Source organism: Telluria sp. RT2P19 (assembly GCF_059685725.1).
Genome location: NZ_JCASIL010000005.1, coordinates 257,365 through 275,351, shown reverse-complemented (window position 1 = coordinate 275,351; position 17,987 = coordinate 257,365). Strand labels below are relative to the sequence as shown.

17 protein-coding genes and 1 pseudogene are annotated in these 17,987 nt (G+C 66.6%); 10 read left to right on the top strand and 8 right to left on the bottom strand.

Annotated features, from left to right (window positions below; all coding sequences use genetic code 11):
• The first annotated feature begins 12 nt into the window (after positions 1–12).
• A complete protein-coding gene (locus tag AC56KW_RS09390) occupies positions 13–420 on the top strand; it encodes a DUF2750 domain-containing protein (RefSeq protein WP_497170460.1) in 408 nt (135 codons plus the stop codon).
• Positions 421–444: 24 nt separating this feature from the next.
• Here the strand turns inward: AC56KW_RS09390 and AC56KW_RS09385 are convergent, their stop codons facing one another.
• A complete protein-coding gene (locus tag AC56KW_RS09385) occupies positions 445–2,766 on the bottom strand; it encodes a hybrid sensor histidine kinase/response regulator (RefSeq protein ID WP_497170459.1) in 2,322 nt (773 codons plus the stop codon).
• A gap of 220 nt (positions 2,767–2,986) precedes the next feature.
• On the opposite strand from AC56KW_RS09385, the gene AC56KW_RS09380 reads away from it, so the two are divergent.
• Positions 2,987–5,254: a PhoX family protein gene (locus tag AC56KW_RS09380; protein WP_497170458.1), complete on the top strand. Its 2,268-nt coding sequence runs from the start codon at positions 2,987–2,989 to the stop codon at positions 5,252–5,254.
• A 179-nt stretch (positions 5,255–5,433) separates the two neighbouring features.
• On the opposite strand, the gene AC56KW_RS09375 is transcribed toward AC56KW_RS09380, so the two are convergent.
• Entirely contained in the window at positions 5,434–6,327 is an 894-nt protein-coding gene (locus AC56KW_RS09375) for a LysR family transcriptional regulator ArgP (protein WP_497170457.1), read from the bottom strand.
• 93 nt (positions 6,328–6,420) lie between these two features.
• On the opposite strand from AC56KW_RS09375, the gene AC56KW_RS09370 reads away from it, so the two are divergent.
• Positions 6,421–7,038 (top strand): LysE/ArgO family amino acid transporter, encoded by a 618-nt coding sequence (locus tag AC56KW_RS09370; RefSeq protein WP_497170456.1) that lies wholly within the window; start codon positions 6,421–6,423, stop codon positions 7,036–7,038.
• 73 nt (positions 7,039–7,111) lie between these two features.
• Positions 7,112–8,395, top strand: a complete 1,284-nt coding sequence (locus AC56KW_RS09365; protein WP_497170455.1) for a Xaa-Pro dipeptidase — start codon at positions 7,112–7,114, stop codon at positions 8,393–8,395.
• Here the strand turns inward: AC56KW_RS09365 and AC56KW_RS09360 are convergent.
• A complete protein-coding gene (locus AC56KW_RS09360; protein ID WP_497170454.1) occupies positions 8,392–9,306 on the bottom strand; it encodes a LysR family transcriptional regulator in 915 nt (304 codons plus the stop codon). The two genes, AC56KW_RS09365 and AC56KW_RS09360, sit on opposite strands and share 4 nt — an antisense overlap.
• Positions 9,307–9,426: 120 nt before the next feature.
• On the opposite strand from AC56KW_RS09360, the gene AC56KW_RS09355 reads away from it, so the two are divergent.
• The 3 genes and pseudogenes from AC56KW_RS09355 (at position 9,427) to AC56KW_RS09345 (ending at position 12,094) form a co-directional block, all read left to right on the top strand.
• Positions 9,427–10,434: a zinc-binding alcohol dehydrogenase family protein gene (locus AC56KW_RS09355; protein ID WP_497170453.1), complete on the top strand. Its 1,008-nt coding sequence runs from the start codon at positions 9,427–9,429 to the stop codon at positions 10,432–10,434.
• A 52-nt stretch (positions 10,435–10,486) separates the two neighbouring features.
• Positions 10,487–11,140: an oxygen-insensitive NAD(P)H nitroreductase gene (nfsB, locus tag AC56KW_RS09350; protein ID WP_497170452.1), complete on the top strand. Its 654-nt coding sequence runs from the start codon at positions 10,487–10,489 to the stop codon at positions 11,138–11,140.
• A 192-nt stretch (positions 11,141–11,332) separates the two neighbouring features.
• A pseudogene (locus AC56KW_RS09345) lies at positions 11,333–12,094 on the top strand (SDR family oxidoreductase).
• Here the strand turns inward: AC56KW_RS09345 and AC56KW_RS09340 are convergent.
• A complete protein-coding gene (locus AC56KW_RS09340) occupies positions 12,091–12,735 on the bottom strand; it encodes a DUF6624 domain-containing protein (RefSeq protein ID WP_497170451.1) in 645 nt (214 codons plus the stop codon). The pseudogene AC56KW_RS09345 and the gene AC56KW_RS09340 sit on opposite strands and share 4 nt — an antisense overlap.
• Positions 12,736–12,817: 82 nt before the next feature.
• Positions 12,818–13,297, bottom strand: a complete 480-nt coding sequence (locus tag AC56KW_RS09335) for a GNAT family N-acetyltransferase (protein ID WP_497170450.1) — start codon at positions 13,295–13,297, stop codon at positions 12,818–12,820.
• A 154-nt stretch (positions 13,298–13,451) separates the two neighbouring features.
• Here AC56KW_RS09335 and AC56KW_RS09330 point away from each other — a divergent pair, with 154 nt between their 5' ends.
• From AC56KW_RS09330 to AC56KW_RS09320, 3 genes are all read left to right on the top strand, one after another.
• Positions 13,452–13,808, top strand: coding sequence for a DUF6152 family protein (locus AC56KW_RS09330; RefSeq protein WP_497170449.1), 357 nt, complete (start codon positions 13,452–13,454; stop codon positions 13,806–13,808).
• A 17-nt stretch (positions 13,809–13,825) separates the two neighbouring features.
• Entirely contained in the window at positions 13,826–14,296 is a 471-nt protein-coding gene (locus AC56KW_RS09325; protein ID WP_497170448.1) for a DUF6644 family protein, read from the top strand.
• Between the two features lie 67 nt (positions 14,297–14,363).
• Positions 14,364–15,137 carry a glutaminyl-peptide cyclotransferase gene (locus AC56KW_RS09320; protein WP_497170447.1) on the top strand — a complete coding sequence of 258 codons (774 nt, stop codon included), beginning with the start codon at positions 14,364–14,366 and terminating at the stop codon, positions 15,135–15,137.
• Positions 15,138–15,151: 14 nt separating this feature from the next.
• Here AC56KW_RS09320 and AC56KW_RS09315 read toward each other — a convergent pair whose 3' ends face one another.
• Genes AC56KW_RS09315 through AC56KW_RS09305 form a run of 3 tightly spaced genes read right to left on the bottom strand, consistent with a single transcriptional unit; the run spans position 15,152 to position 17,979 of the window.
• Positions 15,152–16,177 carry a zinc-dependent alcohol dehydrogenase family protein gene (locus AC56KW_RS09315; RefSeq protein ID WP_497170446.1) on the bottom strand — a complete coding sequence of 342 codons (1,026 nt, stop codon included), beginning with the start codon at positions 16,175–16,177 and terminating at the stop codon, positions 15,152–15,154.
• A gap of 45 nt (positions 16,178–16,222) precedes the next feature.
• Entirely contained in the window at positions 16,223–16,687 is a 465-nt protein-coding gene (locus AC56KW_RS09310; protein WP_497170445.1) for a DUF2269 family protein, read from the bottom strand.
• Positions 16,687–17,979, bottom strand: a complete 1,293-nt coding sequence (locus tag AC56KW_RS09305) for an SDR family oxidoreductase (protein ID WP_497170444.1) — start codon at positions 17,977–17,979, stop codon at positions 16,687–16,689. The genes AC56KW_RS09310 and AC56KW_RS09305 overlap by 1 nt, the downstream gene beginning before the upstream one ends.
• Positions 17,980–17,987: the final 8 nt, after the last annotated feature.

Genomic DNA, 17,987 nt, shown 5'->3' with positions numbered 1-17,987 from the left:
ACGGGAATGGTGATGAGCGAACGTATCATCTCGGCGATCAAGCTGGGCGGCCAGCAACTGGCGGCCGTAGTCACGCTGCCGGGGCCGGAACGCTACGAGTATTTCATCAAGCGCGTGGCCGACGCGCGCGAAGTGTGGGGGCTGTACCAGGACGGCTGGGCCCTGGCCAAGACCGACGACGGCACCCTGGTGTTTCCGATGTGGCCGGCCAGCGACTATGCCAGCCTGTGCGCCGAATACGAATGGGACGGCTACGACGCCCAGGCGTTCTCGCTCGAGGAGCTGATCGACGAACTGCTGCCGCAGCTGGAAGAAGACAGCGTCTTGCCGGGTGTGTTCTACACTCCGGGCGACAAGGGCATCACGCCCAGCGTCGTCCAGCTGATCGGCGACCTGGAGGACGAACTGCGCAGGACCTGACGATCGATTCCGGCTTCCCGCATTTCACAACCGCGCCAGCAATTCGTCGACCACGTCCAACTGCACCGGTTTGGTGAGATGGTGGTCGAACCCCGCTTCGCCCGAGCGCCGGCGGTCGCTCTCGGCGCCCCAGCCGGTCAGGGCCACCAGCACGATTCCTTCCAGTTCGGCCATTGCGCGCAGCGCGCGCGCCACCTCGTAGCCGCTCATGCCCGGCATGCCGATGTCGAGGAACGCGACGCGTGGACGGAACTCGCGCGCCAGCGCCAGCGCCTGGCAGCCGTCATGCGCCACCCGGGTGACGTGGCCCGAGGTATCCAGGATCATGGACAAGGTCACCGCGGCGTCCATATTGTCGTCCACTACCAGCACCTTCAGGCCGGCGCCGCCGTCGCGTTGCGGTGCGCGTACGTCCTGCTGGTCGGAGGCCTGGCCATTCCCGAGCTCCGCCAGCGGCAGGCGCACCGTGAAGACGCTGCCGGCGTTCGCGCCGTCGCTCTGGGCAACCACGCTCCCGCCATGCATCTCGACCAGGCGCCGCACCAGCGACAGGCCGATGCCGAGCCCGCCCTGCGAGCGGTCGACGGTGCGGCCGATCTGGCTGAACATCTCGAACACCCCGCCCAGCGCGTCGGGGGCGATCCCGACCCCGGTGTCGCTGACGGCGATCACCGCTTCGGTCCCCTCGCGCCGCACCGACAGCCGGATGTGGCCGTGCGCCGGCGTGTACTTTGCGGCATTGTTGAGCAGGTTGGCGACCACCTGGGCGATGCGGGTGGTGTCGGCGTCGACCAGCAGCGGCAGGTCGGGCAGGTCCACCGCCAGCGTGTGCTGGCTGGCCTCGATCAGCGGCAGGCTGGTCTCGACCGCGCTGGACAGGATCGGGCGCAGGTCGGCCTGCTGGCGCTTGAGTTCGAGCTTGCCGCCGCTGATGCGGGCGACGTCGAGCAGGTCGTCGATCAGGTGCACCATATGGCCCACCTGGCGCTCCATCATTTCCCTGACCTTGCCGACCGCCGCCGGCTTGTCGCCGCCCAGGCGCATCACCGACAGGCCGTTGCGAATCGGCGCCAGCGGATTGCGCAGCTCGTGCGCCAGCGTGGCCAGGAACTCGGTCTTGCGGCGGTCGGCCTCGGCCAGGTCGTCGGCCAGCCGGCGCAGCTCTTCCTCGGCGCGCTTGCGCGCCGAGACGTCACTGAACAGCAGCGCCACCTTGCGGCTATGCTCGCCCCCGATACGGCTGGCGTAGACGTCGAACCAGCGACCCATGGCCGGCGCTTCGTTCTCGAAGCGCGCCGGTTCGCCGGTGAGCGCCACCCGGCCATAGGTCTCGAACCAGAAATCGTCCAGGCCGGGCAGCATCTCGCGCGCCGTGCGGCCCACCGCGTCCGCCAGGCCGGTGTGCCGTTCGAACATCGGGTTCATCTCGAGGAAGCGGTAGTCGCTCGCCTTGCCGGCGTCGTCGAAGATCATCTCGAAGATGCAGAAGCCCTGGTCGACCGACTCGAACAGGGTGCGGTAGCGTTCCTCGCTGGCGCGCAGCTGCTCCTGGACCAGCTTGCGCTCGGTGGTGTCGAGCACGATCGCGACCAGGCCCTCGAATTCGCCATCCGGGCCGCGCAGCGCGTTGACGCTGCTGGTGGCCGACACCTGCGAGCCGTCCTTGTGCAGGTAGTACTTGTCGAGCGCCACGCCGCTGGCGCCGGTCTTCAGGCGCTCGAGCGCGTCCAGGGTCGCCGCGCGCGACTGCGGCGCGGTGACTTCGGCCACGCTCATGCCGAGCAGCTCGGCTTCGCTGCGGCCCACCATGTCGCAATACTTCTGGTTCGCCAGCACGATGCGGCCCAGCGTATCCGTCTGGACCACGCCCGTGGCGGCCTGGCTGACAATCTTCTCGAAGCGTTCGTGGCTGGCGTGCAGCGCGCGCTCGGCCTCCATGCGCTCGGCCCCGGCCCGCACCTGCTCGGTGATGTCGCGCGAGATGGCCAGCAGGCGCGTACCCTGGTCGCCACTGGCGGCGGTACGGCTGATCATCACGTCCCACCATCTGGGGATGCCCTTGACCGTCGGACAGGCGGCGCTGAAGTGGCCGGTATCACCCGCGCGCGCCGCGTCCAGGGCGCGCGCGATCGTCGCATGGCACTCCTGCGGCCACAGATCGGTCCAGGGCTTGCCGCGCACCGTCTCGACATCGTCGATTTCCATCGACAGCAGGCCGTGGCGGTTGATCGCCACCAGCACGCCATCCGTGTCGAGCACCTTCACGCAATCGGGAAGGGTTTCGAACAGAGCCCATCCCAAGGTGATCGTGTCCGGTTGCGGCGTGGTGGCGTGGTCTTCCTGCATGCATGTCATCCCGATAAAACGTCATCTATACCACAGCGTTTCGAGCAAAGGCCCCGGCGCCCTGCGAATGTCACAGAAATGTTAAAAAATTCTGGTGGGAAAGCGCAAGGGTAATCCATTGATGTCATCAAACTGTGACCAAACTGTCACAGCGTCGTCATCTTGCCTTACTACTATTTGGAGACTTTTCTTTCCCCCAATAGAAACAGGATCTCCTTCCGTGAACAAGCCGACCGATTTCTCCCGCATCCCTGCCGAACATGATGATGTCGATTCGAACGATTCGTCGAACGAACATTTCAGCGACGTTCTCCAGAAACGCCTGAGCCGCCGCAATATGCTGCGCGGCGGCGCCGCAACGGCCGCGACCGCCCTGCTGGGCAGCTTCGGCCTGACCGGCTGCGGCGGTTCGGACGACGATCCCGTCACCCCGCCGACCAACCCGCCTGCCGGCACTACGCCACCGCCGGCGCCAGTCGAGAAGCTGCTCGGCTTTACCGCCGTGGGCAAGAGCCTGGCTGACACCGTCGTGGTCCCGGCCGGCTATACCGCCACCGTCCTGTATGCACTGGGCGATCCCCTCACCAGCAGCACCCCGGCCTACAAGAACGACGGCACCGATACCGATTTCGAGAACCGCGCCGGCGACCACCACGACGGCATGGAATTCTTCTCGCTGTCCGACAGCGGCGGCGTCTCGACCACCGGCGCAACCCGCGGCCTGCTGGCGATGAACCACGAAGCTACCACCAACGAAGGCCTGCCGTCGTTCTTCGTGCACGCCAATGGCGGCACCAACGCGCTGCCACGCCCGGCTTCCGAAGTCGACAAGGAAATGGCGCTGCACGGCCTGTCGATCGTCGAGGTGCGCAACAACGGCGGCAAGTGGGAATACCTGGCGGGCTCGACCTTCAACCGCCGCGTGCACCAGCAGACCGAAGTGCACATCTCGGGCCCGGTGCGCGGCAACGCCCTGGTCAAGACCAAGTACTCGCCGGACGGCACCAAATTCCGCGGCACCATCAACAACTGCGGCACCGGCCGCACTCCCTGGAACACTTACCTGTCGGGCGAGGAAAACTGGGCCGGTTACTTCACCCGTTCGAGCACCGACAACGCCGCGCGCGGCGACAAGAGCGTGGCTTCGCTCAACCGCTACGGCATGTCGCAGGGCGCGGGCTCGCGCCACGGCTGGGAAACCGGCGGCGCGGACGACAAATACCAGCGCTGGAACATCAGCAAGACCGGCACCTCGCTCGATGGTACCGATGATTACCGCAATGAACTCAATGGCGAAGGCTATATCGTCGAGATGGACGCCTACGACAAGACCCGTCCGCTCAAGAAGCGCACCGCGCTGGGCCGCTTCGCCCACGAAAGCGCCTCGTTCGGCCGCCTGACCGCCGGCCAGCCGCTGGCCGTCTACATGGGTGACGATTCGCGCGGCGAATACATCTATAAGTTCGTGTCGACCGCGCCGTGGAATCCGGCCGACTCGATCGCCGCCGACCGCATCGCCACCGGCGACAAATACCTCGACAGCGGCAAGCTGTACGTCGCCAGGTTCAACGCCGACGGCAAGGGCCAGTGGATCGAGCTGAACATCGCCAACGCCGCCATCGCCGCCTACGCGAGCTACAAGTTCGCCGACCAGGCCGACGTGCTGGTCAACGCCCGCCTGGCCGCCGACGCCGTCGGCGCGACCAGGATGGACCGCCCGGAATGGTGCGCCGTGAACCCGGCCAACGGCGAGATCTACTACACGCTGACCAACAACAGCAACCGCCGCATCGAACCGGGCAGCTCGAGCCAGCAGGCCCCGGACGCGGCCAACCCGCGTTCGTACACCGACATGAAGGGCACCACCGCCCAGCTGGGCAACTCGAACGGCCACATCATCCGCGTGCGTGAAGATGCCGCCGGCTCGGCCGCCACCGGCTTCACCTGGGACGTCTACCTGTTCGGCGCCGAAGCCGCCGCCGACGCCTCGCGCATCAACCTGTCGGGATTGACGGCCGACCAGGACTTCTCGAGCCCGGACGGCCTGGCCTTCAGCCAGTCGACTGGCATCTGCTGGTTCCAGACCGACGACGGCGCCTATACCGATGTCACCAATTGCATGATGGTGGCCGGCCTGCCGGGCAAGGTTGGCGACGGCAAGAAGGTCACGCTGAGCTATCCGAAGACCGATGGCTCGACCCTGAACGTCGACACCTTCGTGGGCAAGGCCGCCAGCGCCGATACGCTCAAACGCTTCCTGGTCGGTCCGAAAGGCTGCGAACTGACCGGCATTACCGAGACCCCGGATGGCAAGGCGCTGTTCGTCAACATCCAGCACCCGGGCGAAACCACTGCCGCGGCCAATGTCGGCGACGCGACCAAATACACCAGCCAGTGGCCGGCGAATGCGGGCTACGGCGCCGGCAAGCGCCCACGCTCGGCGACCCTGGTCATCACCAAGAACGACGGCGGCCGCATCGGTTCGTGATCGCCCGGTAACGTCGTCCGGGCCGAAAGGCGCGAAGGGGCCGGTTGCGCGAGCAGCCGGCCCCTTCTTTCATGCCTCGCTACGGATGAGCCGGGTGGCAATTGGGCAGCGCTTGCCGGGCAGTGGCTGTTCCTGGTCCCGGCGCGGCTGGAGGGCGTGGCCTAGCAGCGCCCGGTCGCTCAGGCGAGCGGCAGCAGCACGCCGCGCGTTGCCTTCACCAGCGCCGCGCCCATGCGCTCCAGCCGTGGCGGCTGGATGCGCCACGCATGCCAATAAAGCGGCACGTCGTGGAACAGCGCCGGCGCCAGGTCGACCAGTTCAGCGGACGCAAGGAAGGCCCCGCACTGCTCTTCCGGCAGCATGCCGTAGCCCATGCCGTGCCGTACCGCGTGCACGAAGGGATCGCTGGCCGGTACGTAGTGAAACGGATAGGCGCCGTCCGGCAGGCCGAAGTGGGTGAGTAGAAAAGAAGACTGCATCGCATCCTTGCGGTCGAACACCACCAGCGGTGCGCGTTGCGCCGCCGCGCGCGTCATCCCGTCCGGGAACCAGCGCCGCGCGAACGCTGGCGAAGCCACCATCCGGTAGCGCATCACGCCCAGCGCCCTGGCGCTGCAGCCGCGCATCGGTTCCGTCTCGCCCGAGATGCAGGCCACCGCGTGGCCGCCCTCCAGCAACGCAAAGGTATGGCCCTGGTTGTCCAGGACGAATTCGACCAGCAAGCCTTCCGCATCGAGGATCGGCGCCAGCACGGGAAGCAGCCAGGTCGCCAGCGTGTCGTTATTGACCGCCAGCGCGACCCGCGCCGGGCCCGGGTCGTCGGTCATCTCCGCCAGGAATTCCGATTCGAGCAGCGTGGAGCGGCGCAGGTATTGCAGCAGCCGGGCGCCGGGCGCGGTCGGGCGGCAGGGACGGCTGCGCACCAGGAGCGGCGTACCGAGGTCTTGCTCGAGCGCCGCGATGCGCTGCGAGATGGCCGACGGCGTGACCTTGAGCTGGGCCGCCGCCGCTTCGAGGCTGCCGCAATCGATGGCGGCCAGGAAGGCGGCGCTGCGGCGAGGATCGATGCTCATGATTAATTTTTCTTAAGTAGGTTGAATAATCATGAATATAATTGAAGCAAGCCAGCCTGGCTGGGATAGTGGCGCTTTCGCACGGAGGCTGTCATGTTTTCGCATCAGGTTTATCTACAAGGGCTGGTCCTGGGCGCTGGCCTGATCATGGGCATCGGCGCCCAGAACGCCCACGTGCTGCGCACGGCGGTGCGCGGCCGGCACGTGCTGCCGACGGTCGCCACCTGCATCGTCGTCGACGTGATCCTGATCGCCGCCGGCACCGCCGGTCTGGGCGCCCTGATCGAAGCCTCGCCGCTCCTGATGGCGGTGGCGCGCTACGGCGGCGCCGCCTTCCTGGTCTGGTATGGGCTGCGCTGCTGGAAGAGCAGCCTGCGTGGCGGCGCTTCGCTGGCGGCCGATCCGTCGGCGCAGGCGCAGACGCTGGGCGCGGCGCTGGCGACCGTGCTGGCGCTGTCGCTGCTCAATCCGCACGTCTATCTCGATACCGTGGTGCTGCTGGGCGCCGTCGGCAGCAGCCTGGCGGCGGACCAGCGCAGCTCGTTCGCGCTGGGCGCCATCACGGCCTCGATCCTGTGGTTCTCGGCGATCGGCCTTGGCGCGCGCCGCTTCGCCCCGGTGCTGGCGCGGCCGGCGGTGTGGCGCGTGTTCGAGGCGCTGACCGGCGCCATGATGCTGGTGCTGGCGGCGTTGCTGTTGATAGACAGCTGAGCGAAAAAGTAACTCGTGGGATGTTGTCCGGTGTAAAGTTGCTATTTCTCCATCCCACCGCCCCGGAGGCTGCTTGAACCGCTTGACCCTGAACGTCCTGTCCCTATGCCTGGCCGCCGCCGGCTGGTCCGCCGCCCACGCCGCCGACGTGGTCATTACCGCCGACCGCCTGCTCGACGTGAAGAGCGGCCGCATGATCCAGAATCCCGAGATCCTGGTGCGCGACGGTAAAGTCGTCAGCCTCAAGCCGGATGCCGCCACGCCGGCCGCGCCGGACGCCACCCGCATCGCCCTGCCTGGCATGACCCTGCTGCCCGGCCTGATCGACATGCACGTCCACCTCGATTCGGATCCGACCTACGGCGGCTACAGCGGACTCGAATACAACGACCGCTTCTGGTCGGCGCTGGCCGTGGCCCATGCGGGCAAGACGCTGGACGCCGGCTTCACCACGATCCGCAACCTGGGCGCCTCGGACTGGAACGACGTCGGCCTGGGCCAGGCGATCGCCGCCGGCAAGGTGCGCGGCCCGCGCATCGTGCCCGCGGCCTGGTCGTTCGGCGCTACCGGCGGCCATTGCGACAGCACCTACTTCCCGCCCTCGATGGAAGAGAAGAACCGCTATAACGCGGACAGCCCGGACGAGGCGCGCAAGTCGGTGCGCGAGCTGCGCAAGTACGGCGCCCAGGTGATCAAGATCTGCGCCACCGGCGGCGTCTTCTCGCGCAATACCGAACCGGGCCAGCAGCAGATGAACCTGGCCGAGATGCGCGCCACCGTGGAAGAGGCCCACCAGTGGGGCCTGCAGGTGGCGGCCCACGCCCATGGCGCGGCCGGCATCAAGGACGCGATCCGCGCCGGCGTCAACACGATCGAGCATGCGAGCCTGATCGACGACGAAGGCATAGCGCTGGCCAGGAAGCACGGCGCCTGGCTGTCGATGGACATCTACAACGGCACCTACACGGCCGCCGAGGGCAAGAAGAACGGCGTGCTGGAAGATAACCTGCGCAAGGACCGCGAAGTGACCGAGCTGCAGCGCCAGAACTTCAGGAAAGCCCACGCGGCCGGGGTCAAGATGGTGTTCGGCACCGACGCCGGCGTGCATCCGCACGGCGGCAACGCCAAGCAGTTCGCGGTCATGGTCAAGTACGGGATGACGCCGCTGCAGGCGATCCAGGCCGCCACCGTGAACGCGGCCGAAGCCCTGGCGCGCAAGGACGTCGGCATCGTCGAACCGGGCCGCTATGCCGACATGGTGGCGGTGAAGGGCGATCCGACGGCCGACGTCACCTTGCTGGAGGCGCCGGCCGTCGTGATCCAGGGTGGCGCCATCGTCAAGGGCTCGGCGCTCTAAACCGTCTCCAGGCGCTCCAGCAATGGAGCGCAGCGCTCCTTGAGCAGCGCATGCAGCAGCTTCACCGCGGGCGAAAACTGCTTGCGGTGCGGGCACACCAGGTTCAAGGGGGTGGCTTCGCCGGGCACGGCCGGCAAGACCACCTCGAGCCTGCCCGCTTCGACGTCGCCGCACACGTCGAGCCAGGATTTATAGGCGATGCCTTCGCCGGCGACGGCCCAGCGCCGCACCACGTCGGCATCGTCGCTGACCAGCGCTCCCTTGACCTGCACCACCTGTTCTCCTTCCGGCGGCGCAAAGCACCAGCGGTCGTAGATCCGGCCGCGCAGGCGATACGCCAGGCAGCCATGGTCGGCCAGCGCGGCCAAGGTGGCCGGGCGGCCGTGCCGCGCCAGGTAGTCGGGCGAGGCGACCAGCACGCGCCGGTTGTGCGGCGCCACCGCCAGCGCGATATAACTGGCGTCAATGATCTGGCCGTAGCGCAGCGCGATATCGACCGGATCGCGAAATACGTCCGCCACCTGGTCCGACACCAGCAACTGGATGTCCAGGCCCGGATGCATGCGCCGGAATTCCGAGATCCAGGGCAGCAGGACGTTGCGGCCGAAGTCGGACGGCGCGGCCACCTGCAGGGTGCCGGTCAGCTGCGCATCCTCGCCGCGCAGGCCATCGGCGCCGTCGCGCAGCGCCTGCAGCGCATCCTGGGCGAACGGCAGGTAGCGCTTGCCCTCGTCGGTCAGGCGCAGGCTGCGGGTCGAGCGGGCGAACAGGCGGATATCGAGTTCGCGTTCCAGCCGGCCGATCGCGGCGCTGGCCTGGCCGGGTAGCAGGTTCACTTCGCGCGCGGCCTGCGAAAAGCTGCCCAGTGCGGCGGCGCGCACGAACAGCGACAGGTCGTCGAGGCGGATCATTTTCTCTCCCACAGTGAAAGTGAAACCCTGCCGTGGCACTGTTTCGCGGTGTGGCTTATCCCTAGAATCCTCGTCACTGCTTATTCACCCAAGTTATCCACTGCATCTCCGGAGAAGAAAATGAAAGCGATAGTCTATACCCAACACGGCCTGCCCATCGACGACCCGCAGGCTCTGGTCGACACCGATCTGCCGATGCCACTGGTCGGCCCGCACGACCTGCTGGTCGAAGTGCGCGCCGTCTCGGTCAATCCGGTCGACACCAAGATCCGCCTGGGCGCCGCGGTGAACGAGCCGCGCGTGCTGGGCTGGGACGCCAGCGGCGTGGTGCGCGCCGTGGGCTCCGCCGTGACCCTGTTCGCGCCGGGCGACGAGGTGTTCTATGCCGGCTCGATCGTCCGTCCCGGCTCCAACAGCCAGTTCCAGAGCGTCGACGAGCGCATCGTCGGTCGCAAGCCACGCAACCTGGGCTTCGCCGAGGCGGCCGCCCTGCCCCTGACCTCGATCACGGCCTGGGAGTTGCTGTTCGATCGTTTGCGCGTGCCGGAAGGCGGCGGCGAAGGCAAGTCGCTGTTGATCATCGGCGCCGGCGGCGGCGTCGGCTCGATCCTGATCCAGCTCGCGCGCCAGCTCACCAGGTTGACCGTGATCGGCAGCGCCTCGCGCGACGCCACCCGCGCATGGGTCACCAGGCTGGGCGCCCACCACACCGTCGACCACACCCGCCCGATGCAGCCGCAGCTGGCCGAACTGGGCCTGGCCAACGTCGACATCGTGATCAGCCTGACCCACACCGACCACCACTACCCGGACATCATCGAAGCACTGGCGCCGCAGGGGCAGCTAGCGCTGATCGACGACCCGGCCACGCTCGACGCGGTGCCGCTCAAGCGCAAGTCGATCTCGCTGCACTGGGAACTGATGTTTACCCGCTCGATGTTCGGGACGGCCGACATGGTGCGCCAGCACGAGCTGCTGAACCGGGTGGCGGCGATGATCGAGGACGGCGCCTTGACGACCACGCTGGGCGAACACTTCGGCGTCATCAACGCCGCCAACCTGCGCCGCGCCCACGCCCTCATCGAGAGCAACCGCGCGATCGGAAAAATCGTCCTCGAAAACTTTTAAAAGCCAGATCGCTTAAGATCGGCGGGTTAACTTCATCACGCAAAGGAACACCATGGATATTCTCTCGGCCGCAACGAAGCGCCATACCGCCAAAGCCTACGACGCACAGCGCCGCATCCCCGAAGAGGTGATGCAGCAGGTGTACACGCTGTTGCAGAACAGCCCGTCGTCGGTCAATTCCCAGCCGTGGCACTTCATCGTCGCCAACACGCCGGAAGGCCGCGCGCGCATCGCCAAGGCGGCCCAGGGCGGCTACGCCTACAACGCGGCCAAGATCACGGACGCGTCGCACGTGATCGTGCTGTGCGCGCGCATCGACATGGACGAAGCCCATCTGAACGCCTTGCTGGACCAGGAAGAGCGCGACGGCCGCTTCCGTGACGCGCAGGCGCGCGCCGGCCAGGACGCAGCGCGTCGCGGCTATGTCTACCAGCACCGCTTCGGCGCCAAGGACGTGGCCCAGTGGCTCGAGAAGCAGGTCTACCTGGCGCTGGGCACCGCGCTGCTCGGCGCGGCCACGCTCGAGATCAACGCCACGCCGATGGAAGGCTTCGACCAGAAGATCCTGGACGCGGAATTCGGCCTGAACGAAAAAGGTTTGACCAGCCTGGTGCTGGTGAGCTTCGGCTATTCGTCGGAAGGCGACTTCAATGCGGGTCTGCCGAAGTCGCGCCTGGCGCAGGAAGCGACGTTCAGCTTCATCTGATCGCGCGATCAGGCCACTCTCGGGTGGCGCCAAAGACGGCGTGCGATGCACGCCGTTTGTCGTTGACGCGCCGAGCCACGGTATCGCGACATGCATGTTTGGCTCAAATCGAGGGATCTACGTCCAAAGCGTCATGCCGCCTCTCCGTAGACTGTTCATATCGACAGCGAAACACCCACCACGGAGAACATCATGCACATGACTGACAACACCATCCTCATTACCGGCGGTGCATCGGGCATCGGCCGCGGCCTGGCGGAAGCCTTCCACGAGCTGGGCAATACCGTGATCATCGCGGGCCGCCGCAGGGCGCTGCTCGATGAGGTCGTGAGCGCCAATCCCGGCATGCATGCGGTGTAACTGGACATCGCCGACCCGGCCAGCATCAAGCGCGTCGCGGCCCAGCTCACGCAGGATTTCCCGAACCTGAACGTGCTGGTCAATAACGCCGGCATCATGCCTTTCGACGACGCGGCCGGCGAGATCGACGAAGACACGATGCTGTCGACCGTCACCACCAACCTGCTCGGTCCGATCCGCATGAGCTCCGCGCTGCTGGGCCACCTGAAACGACAGCCGCGCGCCACCATCGTCAACAACACCTCGGTGCTGGCCTACGTGCCGCTGGCCGCGACCGCCGTGTACTCGGCCACCAAGGCGGCCCTGCACTCGTACACGCTGTCGCAGCGCTTCATGCTGCGCGATACCTCGGTGACCTTGCAGGAAATCGCGCCGCCATGGGTCAACACCGATCTGGTCCACAAGGGCGACGATCCGCGCGCCATGCCGCTGGAGGCCTTCATCGAGCAGACCATCGCCGGGCTGGCGACGGGCAAGGAAGAAGTCGTGGTCGAGTCGGCCCAGCCGATGCGCGACAACGCCGGTCCCGGCGAGCACAGGCTGGTCAACGAGTTCAACGCCTACCTGGCTGCGAACCCGATTCCGACGCACTAGGATTGCGACGGCGCCGGAGTATCGCCCTGCCTGGTCGGCGCGCAGTGCGAATTCTCGAGCACGAGCTCCTTGTAGATGGCGAGCGGCGGCATGCCCAGGGCAGCGCGCCGCTTCTCCACTTTCTCGCGGTCGTCCATCGTGTTGAAGTCGAAATTGCAGGGCTGTTCGGACGGCGCCATCAGCTGCGTTCCATACAGCTGCGGCCGGCCTTCGGCTACCGCGACCCGGTCAGCCAGGTAGGCGAAGCTGGGGCGCACCGGCTCGGCGCGCTGCGCAGCCATCTTTTCGAGCAGGGACAGCGTGTATTTTTGAAACGCCACATCGTGGTCGGCGTGCTGGACCAGCAGCCAGGCGTTGCCCTGGGCCTCTTCGCCATGCCTGTCCTTGTCCGGAAAGCCGCATTGTTCGAACAGCGCCTTGAGCCACGCCGTATTGGCGCGGTCGACGATCCCCATCTGCTGCATCAGTTTTTGCTGGTCCGGATCGGCCATCCGGCTGAAATCGAGACGCCCGCGCAGCGCCTGGTCGGCGCTGGCGCGTGTGGCGAGTTCCTGTGGATAGGTGTCGCAGCCGGCATGGGCCGGCTGGGCGGTGAGGATGGCGGAGATCGCGATCCCCAGGGTGGCAGGCAAACGGCGCATCGGTGCTCGGGCAAAATGGACGAATGGCCGAGTGTATGCGGCGCTGGCGCCGCGGTCCATTCGTCCTGCATGAACTGCCGCCTCAGGACAGCCGGCGCAGCTGCTTTTCCATGAACACCGACTGGATGCCGATTCCGCTGCGGTGCGGATACACCTCGTCGCGCAGCGACTGGAAGCCGGCGCGCTGGTAGAACGGCACCGCATTGAGCGAGGCCGACAGGAACAGGCGCGCCAGGCCCCGCGCGCGCGCCATCGCTTCGAGCTGCCGCAGCAGTTGCAGGGCGATGCCGCGGCCCTGGTGGCTCGGCTCGACGAAGGCGGCGTCGAGCTCGCCCGTGTGCAGGTTGAGCACGGCATAGCCCACGACCTGATCCTCTTCCTCGGCCACCACCGCGCCGCCGGCCTGGACCAGCAGCGGCAGCGAGGCCGGCGCCGGGGCGGCGCACCAGATATCGATCACGGCGGCCGGATAATGCGCGGAACAACCGGCGCGCACGGCCCGGGTGCGCAGTTCCCATAATGTGGACAAGTCGGCCTGGGTGGCCGAGCGGCGCGATGGCATGGCCGTCTCCATGGATAATGGCGATACACCGATACTACACTGCGTGCTCGGGGGCGGGCGGGCTTCCCGTAGAGCAGCCGTGCGCCGGCGCTCCGTCGCCGGCGTTATGCTGGATTGCTGCATTCGTCACGGATTCTTCTTCTGGAGCAAGCCTATGAATAAGCCCACGAAGCGCGCATTCCTGGCCACCCTGCTGTCCGCCGTGGCCTTCACCGCGTCCGCCCACCACGGCTGGAGCGAATACGACGCCAAACAACCCCAGCAGCTGACCGGCACGATCGAGGAATCCGGTTACCAGCAGCCGCATGGCTTCGTGCGCCTCAAGACTGCCGACAAGACCTGGTTCGTGGTGCTGGCCCCGCCGGGCCGGATGGAAAACCGCGGGCTGGCCAAGGACATGCTGGCGGTCGGCGGCCAGGTGACCGTCTACGGCTATCCCAACCGCAGCAAGCCGAATGAGCTGCGCGCCGAACGCATCACGGTCGGCGACAAGGTCACGGAGCTGCGCTGAACCTGGCGCCCGACTTTGTGCGACAGGCGGCCGCCTGGGCCGCCGCGACGCCGCTGGCCCAGGCCTTGCGCGACGATGCCTGGCTGTATCCGATCGTCGAGATCGTCCATATCGTCGGTTTCACGGTATTGGTAGGCGCGGCGGCGATGTTCGACCTGCGCCTGCTCGGCTTTGGCCGCGTGCTCCCCGTACAGGCGCTGGCGCGCCACCTGCTGCCGTGGTCGTGGGTCGGCCTGCTGTTGATCGTGCCGAGCGGCCTGCTGATGTTGTCGACCCAGCCCGAGCTGCTCGGTAACGACGTATTCCTGCTCAAGCTGGCGCTGATCGTGGCGGCCGGTGTCAATGTGCTGGTCTTTCACGCCGGACCCTGGCGCAGGGCCGCTCGCTGGCCAGACATCGCCCCGGCCTGGGCCAGGCTGCATGCGGTGCTGTCGCTGCTGCTCTGGATCGCCGTGATCGCCTGCGGACGCTTGCTGGCCTATGTCTAGCGCGCACCCAGCGGCGTACGGCCGGGCTTCGTGCTACAGTCTATTGCCGCTTTTTCCACCAGCCACCATGCTCAAACAGTTCTCCACCTTCGCCGTCGCCTGCGCGATCGCCGGCACCGCCCAGGCCGCGATGCCGGTCTATGGCTTCGTCGTCAAGAACACCTATCCCCACGACCCTGGCGCCTTCACGCAAGGGCTGTTCTATCGCGACGGCCACCTGTACGAAAGTACCGGCCAGTATGGCCGCTCGACGATCCGCAAGGTGGAACTCAAGACCGGCAAGGTGCTGCAAAAGGCCGATTTGCCGGCCGAGGTGTTTGGCGAAGGCTCGACCGCGGTGGGCGCCAACCTGGTCGGCCTGACCTGGACCTCGCAGGTCGGCTATGTGTTCGACCTCAAGACCTTCAAGCTCAAGCAGAGCTTCAAGTACGAGGGCGAAGGCTGGGGCCTGGCGAGCGATGCGACGCAGGTGTACATGAGCGACGGCAGCTCCTTTATCCGCATCCTCGACCCGAAGACGATGAAGGAGCTGCGCCGCGTGCAGGTGACGGCCGAGGGACGCCCGGTCGAGCGCCTGAACGAACTCGAAATGGTCGATGGCGAGCTGTACTCGAACATCTGGGGCAGTGAACTCATCGCCCGCATCGATCCCGCCAGCGGCAAGGTGGTCGGGGTGATCGACCTGACCGGCCTGCTGCCGCCCGGCCAGCGCGGCACGCAGGAAGTCGACGCCGTCCTCAATGGCATCGCCTGGGACGGCAAGGGCAAGCGCCTGTTCGTCACCGGCAAGCTGTGGCCCAAGCTGTTCGAGATCGAACTGGTCCCCAAGCTCAGGAAATAAGCTGCCGCGCCGGGCTAGGCGCGATCGGTCACGTCGATCACCACCTTGCCGAAGTGCGCGCCGGAGGCCATGTGGCGATACGCTTCCTGGGCCTGGCCGAACGGGAACACGCGGTCGATCACCGGCTTGACGCCGCCCACGTCCACGAAGCGCATCACGTCTTCGAGCATGGTGCGGCTGCCGACATAGATGCCCACCAGGCGCTTGGCGCTGGCCAGCAGCGAAGCCGGATTGACTTCGCCGCCAAAGCCGCTGACGCCGCCGATGATGGCGACCGTGCCACCCATCGCCGCGCTCGACACCGAGCGGTTGACGGTCCCCTTGCCGCCCACTTCCAGCACCACCTGGGCGCCGACGCCATGGGTCAGGTGCAGCACTTCATCGTGCCATTCCGGGATGCTGTGATAATTGATCGTGTGGTGGGCGCCCAGCGCGCGCGCGCGCGCCAGCTTGTCGTCGCTGGACGAGGTGACGATGGTGCGCAGGCCCGCCGCGCGCGCCAGTTGCAGGCCGAGGATCGAGACGCCGCCAGTGCCCAGCAGCAGCACGGTATCGCCCGGCTTGACGTGATTGCTGGACACGAAGATCGCATTCCAGGCGGTGACCGCCGCGCACGGCATGGTGGACGCCTCGATGAACGAGAGGCCGGCCGGGATGACGGCCAGCGCTTCCTCGTGCAGGATGACTTCTTCGGCCAGCATGCCGTCGATATCGCCGCCCAGGCCGTGGCGCACTTTCTCTGGCGTCGGCCCGCCTTCGAGCCAGTGCGGGAAGAACGAACCGGCAACGCGGTCGCCCACCTGCACGCGCGTGACGCCGGGACCGACCGCCAGCACTTCGCCGGCGCCGTCCGAGCAGGGGATGATCGGGTCGTCGACCGTGACCAAATAGTTGCCGCTGGCGACCATCAGGTCGCGGTAGTTTAGCGAGACCGCATGCACGCGGATGCGTACTTCGCCCAGGCCGAGGTCGCGCTCGGGGTAGTCGATGCACTGGAGGCCCTCGATGTTTGCACCAGGCAGGATTTGGTAGGCCCGCATAAATTCCTCTCTATGGTTGATCGTTCTTGAATGGATGGGCAGGGATCACATCGGCTTGGCCACCATCAGCCAGAAGATCACGATGAACGCCGCGAACGCCGGCACGCCCAAGGTCACCCAGATCCTGAAATAACGCCAGTACAAGGCAGGCAAGGGGGTGTCGTTGCGCGCCGCTTCGGCCGCCAAGTCGCGCATGCGGATCTGCAGCCACACCACCGGCAGCCAGCAGGCGCCGGCGATCACGTACAGGATGATCGACCACATGAGCCACTTGCCGTGCAGCGGATAGCCGGCCAGGTGGACCATGTAGAAACCGGTGAGCGGCTGGAGGATGGCGGTGGTCGCCGTGAACAGCCAGTCGGCGATGACGACGTATTTCGCTACCACCGCGATCGCCCGCACGTCGCGGCTGACGTTCGCGAACAGCATGTACCAGGCCGATCCGATACCGGTGCCGAACAGCAGCGTCGACGAGACGATATGCAGCCACTTCAGCACCACGTAATCCATTATTTTTCCTCGAGTTGATACAACAGCCAGATCGCGGCCAGCATCGGCAGGTTCTTGGTCAGCGGGCCATAGGGATGCAGCAGGAATTCAGGCAGCTTGAACGCTATCACGATCGTATAAAACCCGATCAGTCCCAATTGTGCGAGCCATAGCCAGCGTCGCCGCGCCAGGAACAGGATGCCCAGTCCCAGCAGCAGGTCGAAGCTCGCTGCGCCATACAGCATCAGGGGCTGCAGGTCGGGCGGGATGCCGGTCGAGGCCAGCAGCTCGTAGCTGGCCTCGACCGGATACAGGCCGAACGACACGATCGCCGTCATGATCCACACCGCCGCGATGCTGTAGCGAAGCATCGGTAACAGCCAGCCCAGCTTGGCGCGCGCGCGTTCGCCATCCGGGTCGCCGATGAACTCGTTCGGCGAGCGCGGCAGGTGGCCCAGCAGCATCGCGGTCTGCATGACGTCGGCCGTGTTGTCGCGGTCCAGCATGCTGAGCGCGTCGCGGCTGATCAATGAACCCGGCAGGATGCCGGCCGCCAGCCGCGCCACCGGTCCCGGCAGCGTCAGCACGCGCTGGCGGCCCATGCCCATGCTGGAACGCAGCAGGCCAAGATAGTCGGTGAACGGCATCGCCTGCGGCCCCACCAGTGGCACCCGCATCGAGGTCCCGGCGCCGGGCGTCATCGGCAGGCGATGCTTGAGCAGGCCGACGATGGCCAGTACCAGGTCATCGACGTGGATCGGCTGCACGAGCTGCGGTTTACTACCGAAGCGCAGGGTCAGCGGCATGCTGGCCAGGCTGCGGAAGGTGCGCGCGCTGGCGCCGTCGCGGCCATACACGAGCGAAGGCTGGACGATATAGGAGCGCAGCGGCAGCGACGCCAGGAAGTCGTCGGCGTCGCGCTTGGACAGGTGGTACGGTGTCTGCGCATCGCGGTCGGCGCCCAGCGCGGACAGCTGGATCACCATTTGCACATCGTGCGATTCGGCGCAGGCGGCGAACAGCGCGCGCGGCGCGTCGCGGTGCAGGCGGGCGAAATTCTGGCGTCCGCTTTCGCGGAAAATGCCGACCGTGTTGATCACGGCGTCGATGTGCGACAGGCGCGCCGACCATGCGGATTTATCGGTATCGTTGGAAAAATCGGCGTGGATATAGCTCAAGCGGGGGTCATCACTCTCCGGAAGCCTGGCTTGCGGTGCCCGCACCGCGCACACGACGTGGTGGCCTTCGGTCAGCAATGCCTGCAACAGGTGTTGCCCGATGAAACCGCTTGCCCCCGTCAGCAATATCCGCATCCGTCTTC

Excerpts from the sequence above, each read along its gene's own strand:
- AC56KW_RS09335 (WP_497170450.1), bottom strand. The coding sequence starts at position 13,297 with ATGCCATCGCGCCGCTCGGCCACCCAGGCCGACTTGTCCACATTATGG.
- AC56KW_RS09320 (WP_497170447.1), top strand. The coding sequence starts at position 14,364 with ATGCTCAAACAGTTCTCCACCTTCGCCGTCGCCTGCGCGATCGCCGGC.
- nfsB (WP_497170452.1), top strand. The coding sequence starts at position 10,487 with ATGGATATTCTCTCGGCCGCAACGAAGCGCCATACCGCCAAAGCCTAC.
- AC56KW_RS09370 (WP_497170456.1), top strand. The coding sequence starts at position 6,421 with ATGTTTTCGCATCAGGTTTATCTACAAGGGCTGGTCCTGGGCGCTGGC.
- AC56KW_RS09375 (WP_497170457.1), bottom strand. The coding sequence starts at position 6,327 with ATGAGCATCGATCCTCGCCGCAGCGCCGCCTTCCTGGCCGCCATCGAT.
- AC56KW_RS09310 (WP_497170445.1), bottom strand. The coding sequence starts at position 16,687 with ATGGATTACGTGGTGCTGAAGTGGCTGCATATCGTCTCGTCGACGCTG.
- AC56KW_RS09360 (WP_497170454.1), bottom strand. The coding sequence starts at position 9,306 with ATGATCCGCCTCGACGACCTGTCGCTGTTCGTGCGCGCCGCCGCACTG.
- AC56KW_RS09385 (WP_497170459.1), bottom strand. The coding sequence starts at position 2,766 with ATGCAGGAAGACCACGCCACCACGCCGCAACCGGACACGATCACCTTG.
- AC56KW_RS09355 (WP_497170453.1), top strand. The coding sequence starts at position 9,427 with ATGAAAGCGATAGTCTATACCCAACACGGCCTGCCCATCGACGACCCG.
- AC56KW_RS09305 (WP_497170444.1), bottom strand. The coding sequence starts at position 17,979 with ATGCGGATATTGCTGACGGGGGCAAGCGGTTTCATCGGGCAACACCTG.
- AC56KW_RS09330 (WP_497170449.1), top strand. The coding sequence starts at position 13,452 with ATGAATAAGCCCACGAAGCGCGCATTCCTGGCCACCCTGCTGTCCGCC.
- AC56KW_RS09340 (WP_497170451.1), bottom strand. The coding sequence starts at position 12,735 with ATGCGCCGTTTGCCTGCCACCCTGGGGATCGCGATCTCCGCCATCCTC.
- AC56KW_RS09390 (WP_497170460.1), top strand. The coding sequence starts at position 13 with ATGAGCGAACGTATCATCTCGGCGATCAAGCTGGGCGGCCAGCAACTG.
- AC56KW_RS09315 (WP_497170446.1), bottom strand. The coding sequence starts at position 16,177 with ATGCGGGCCTACCAAATCCTGCCTGGTGCAAACATCGAGGGCCTCCAG.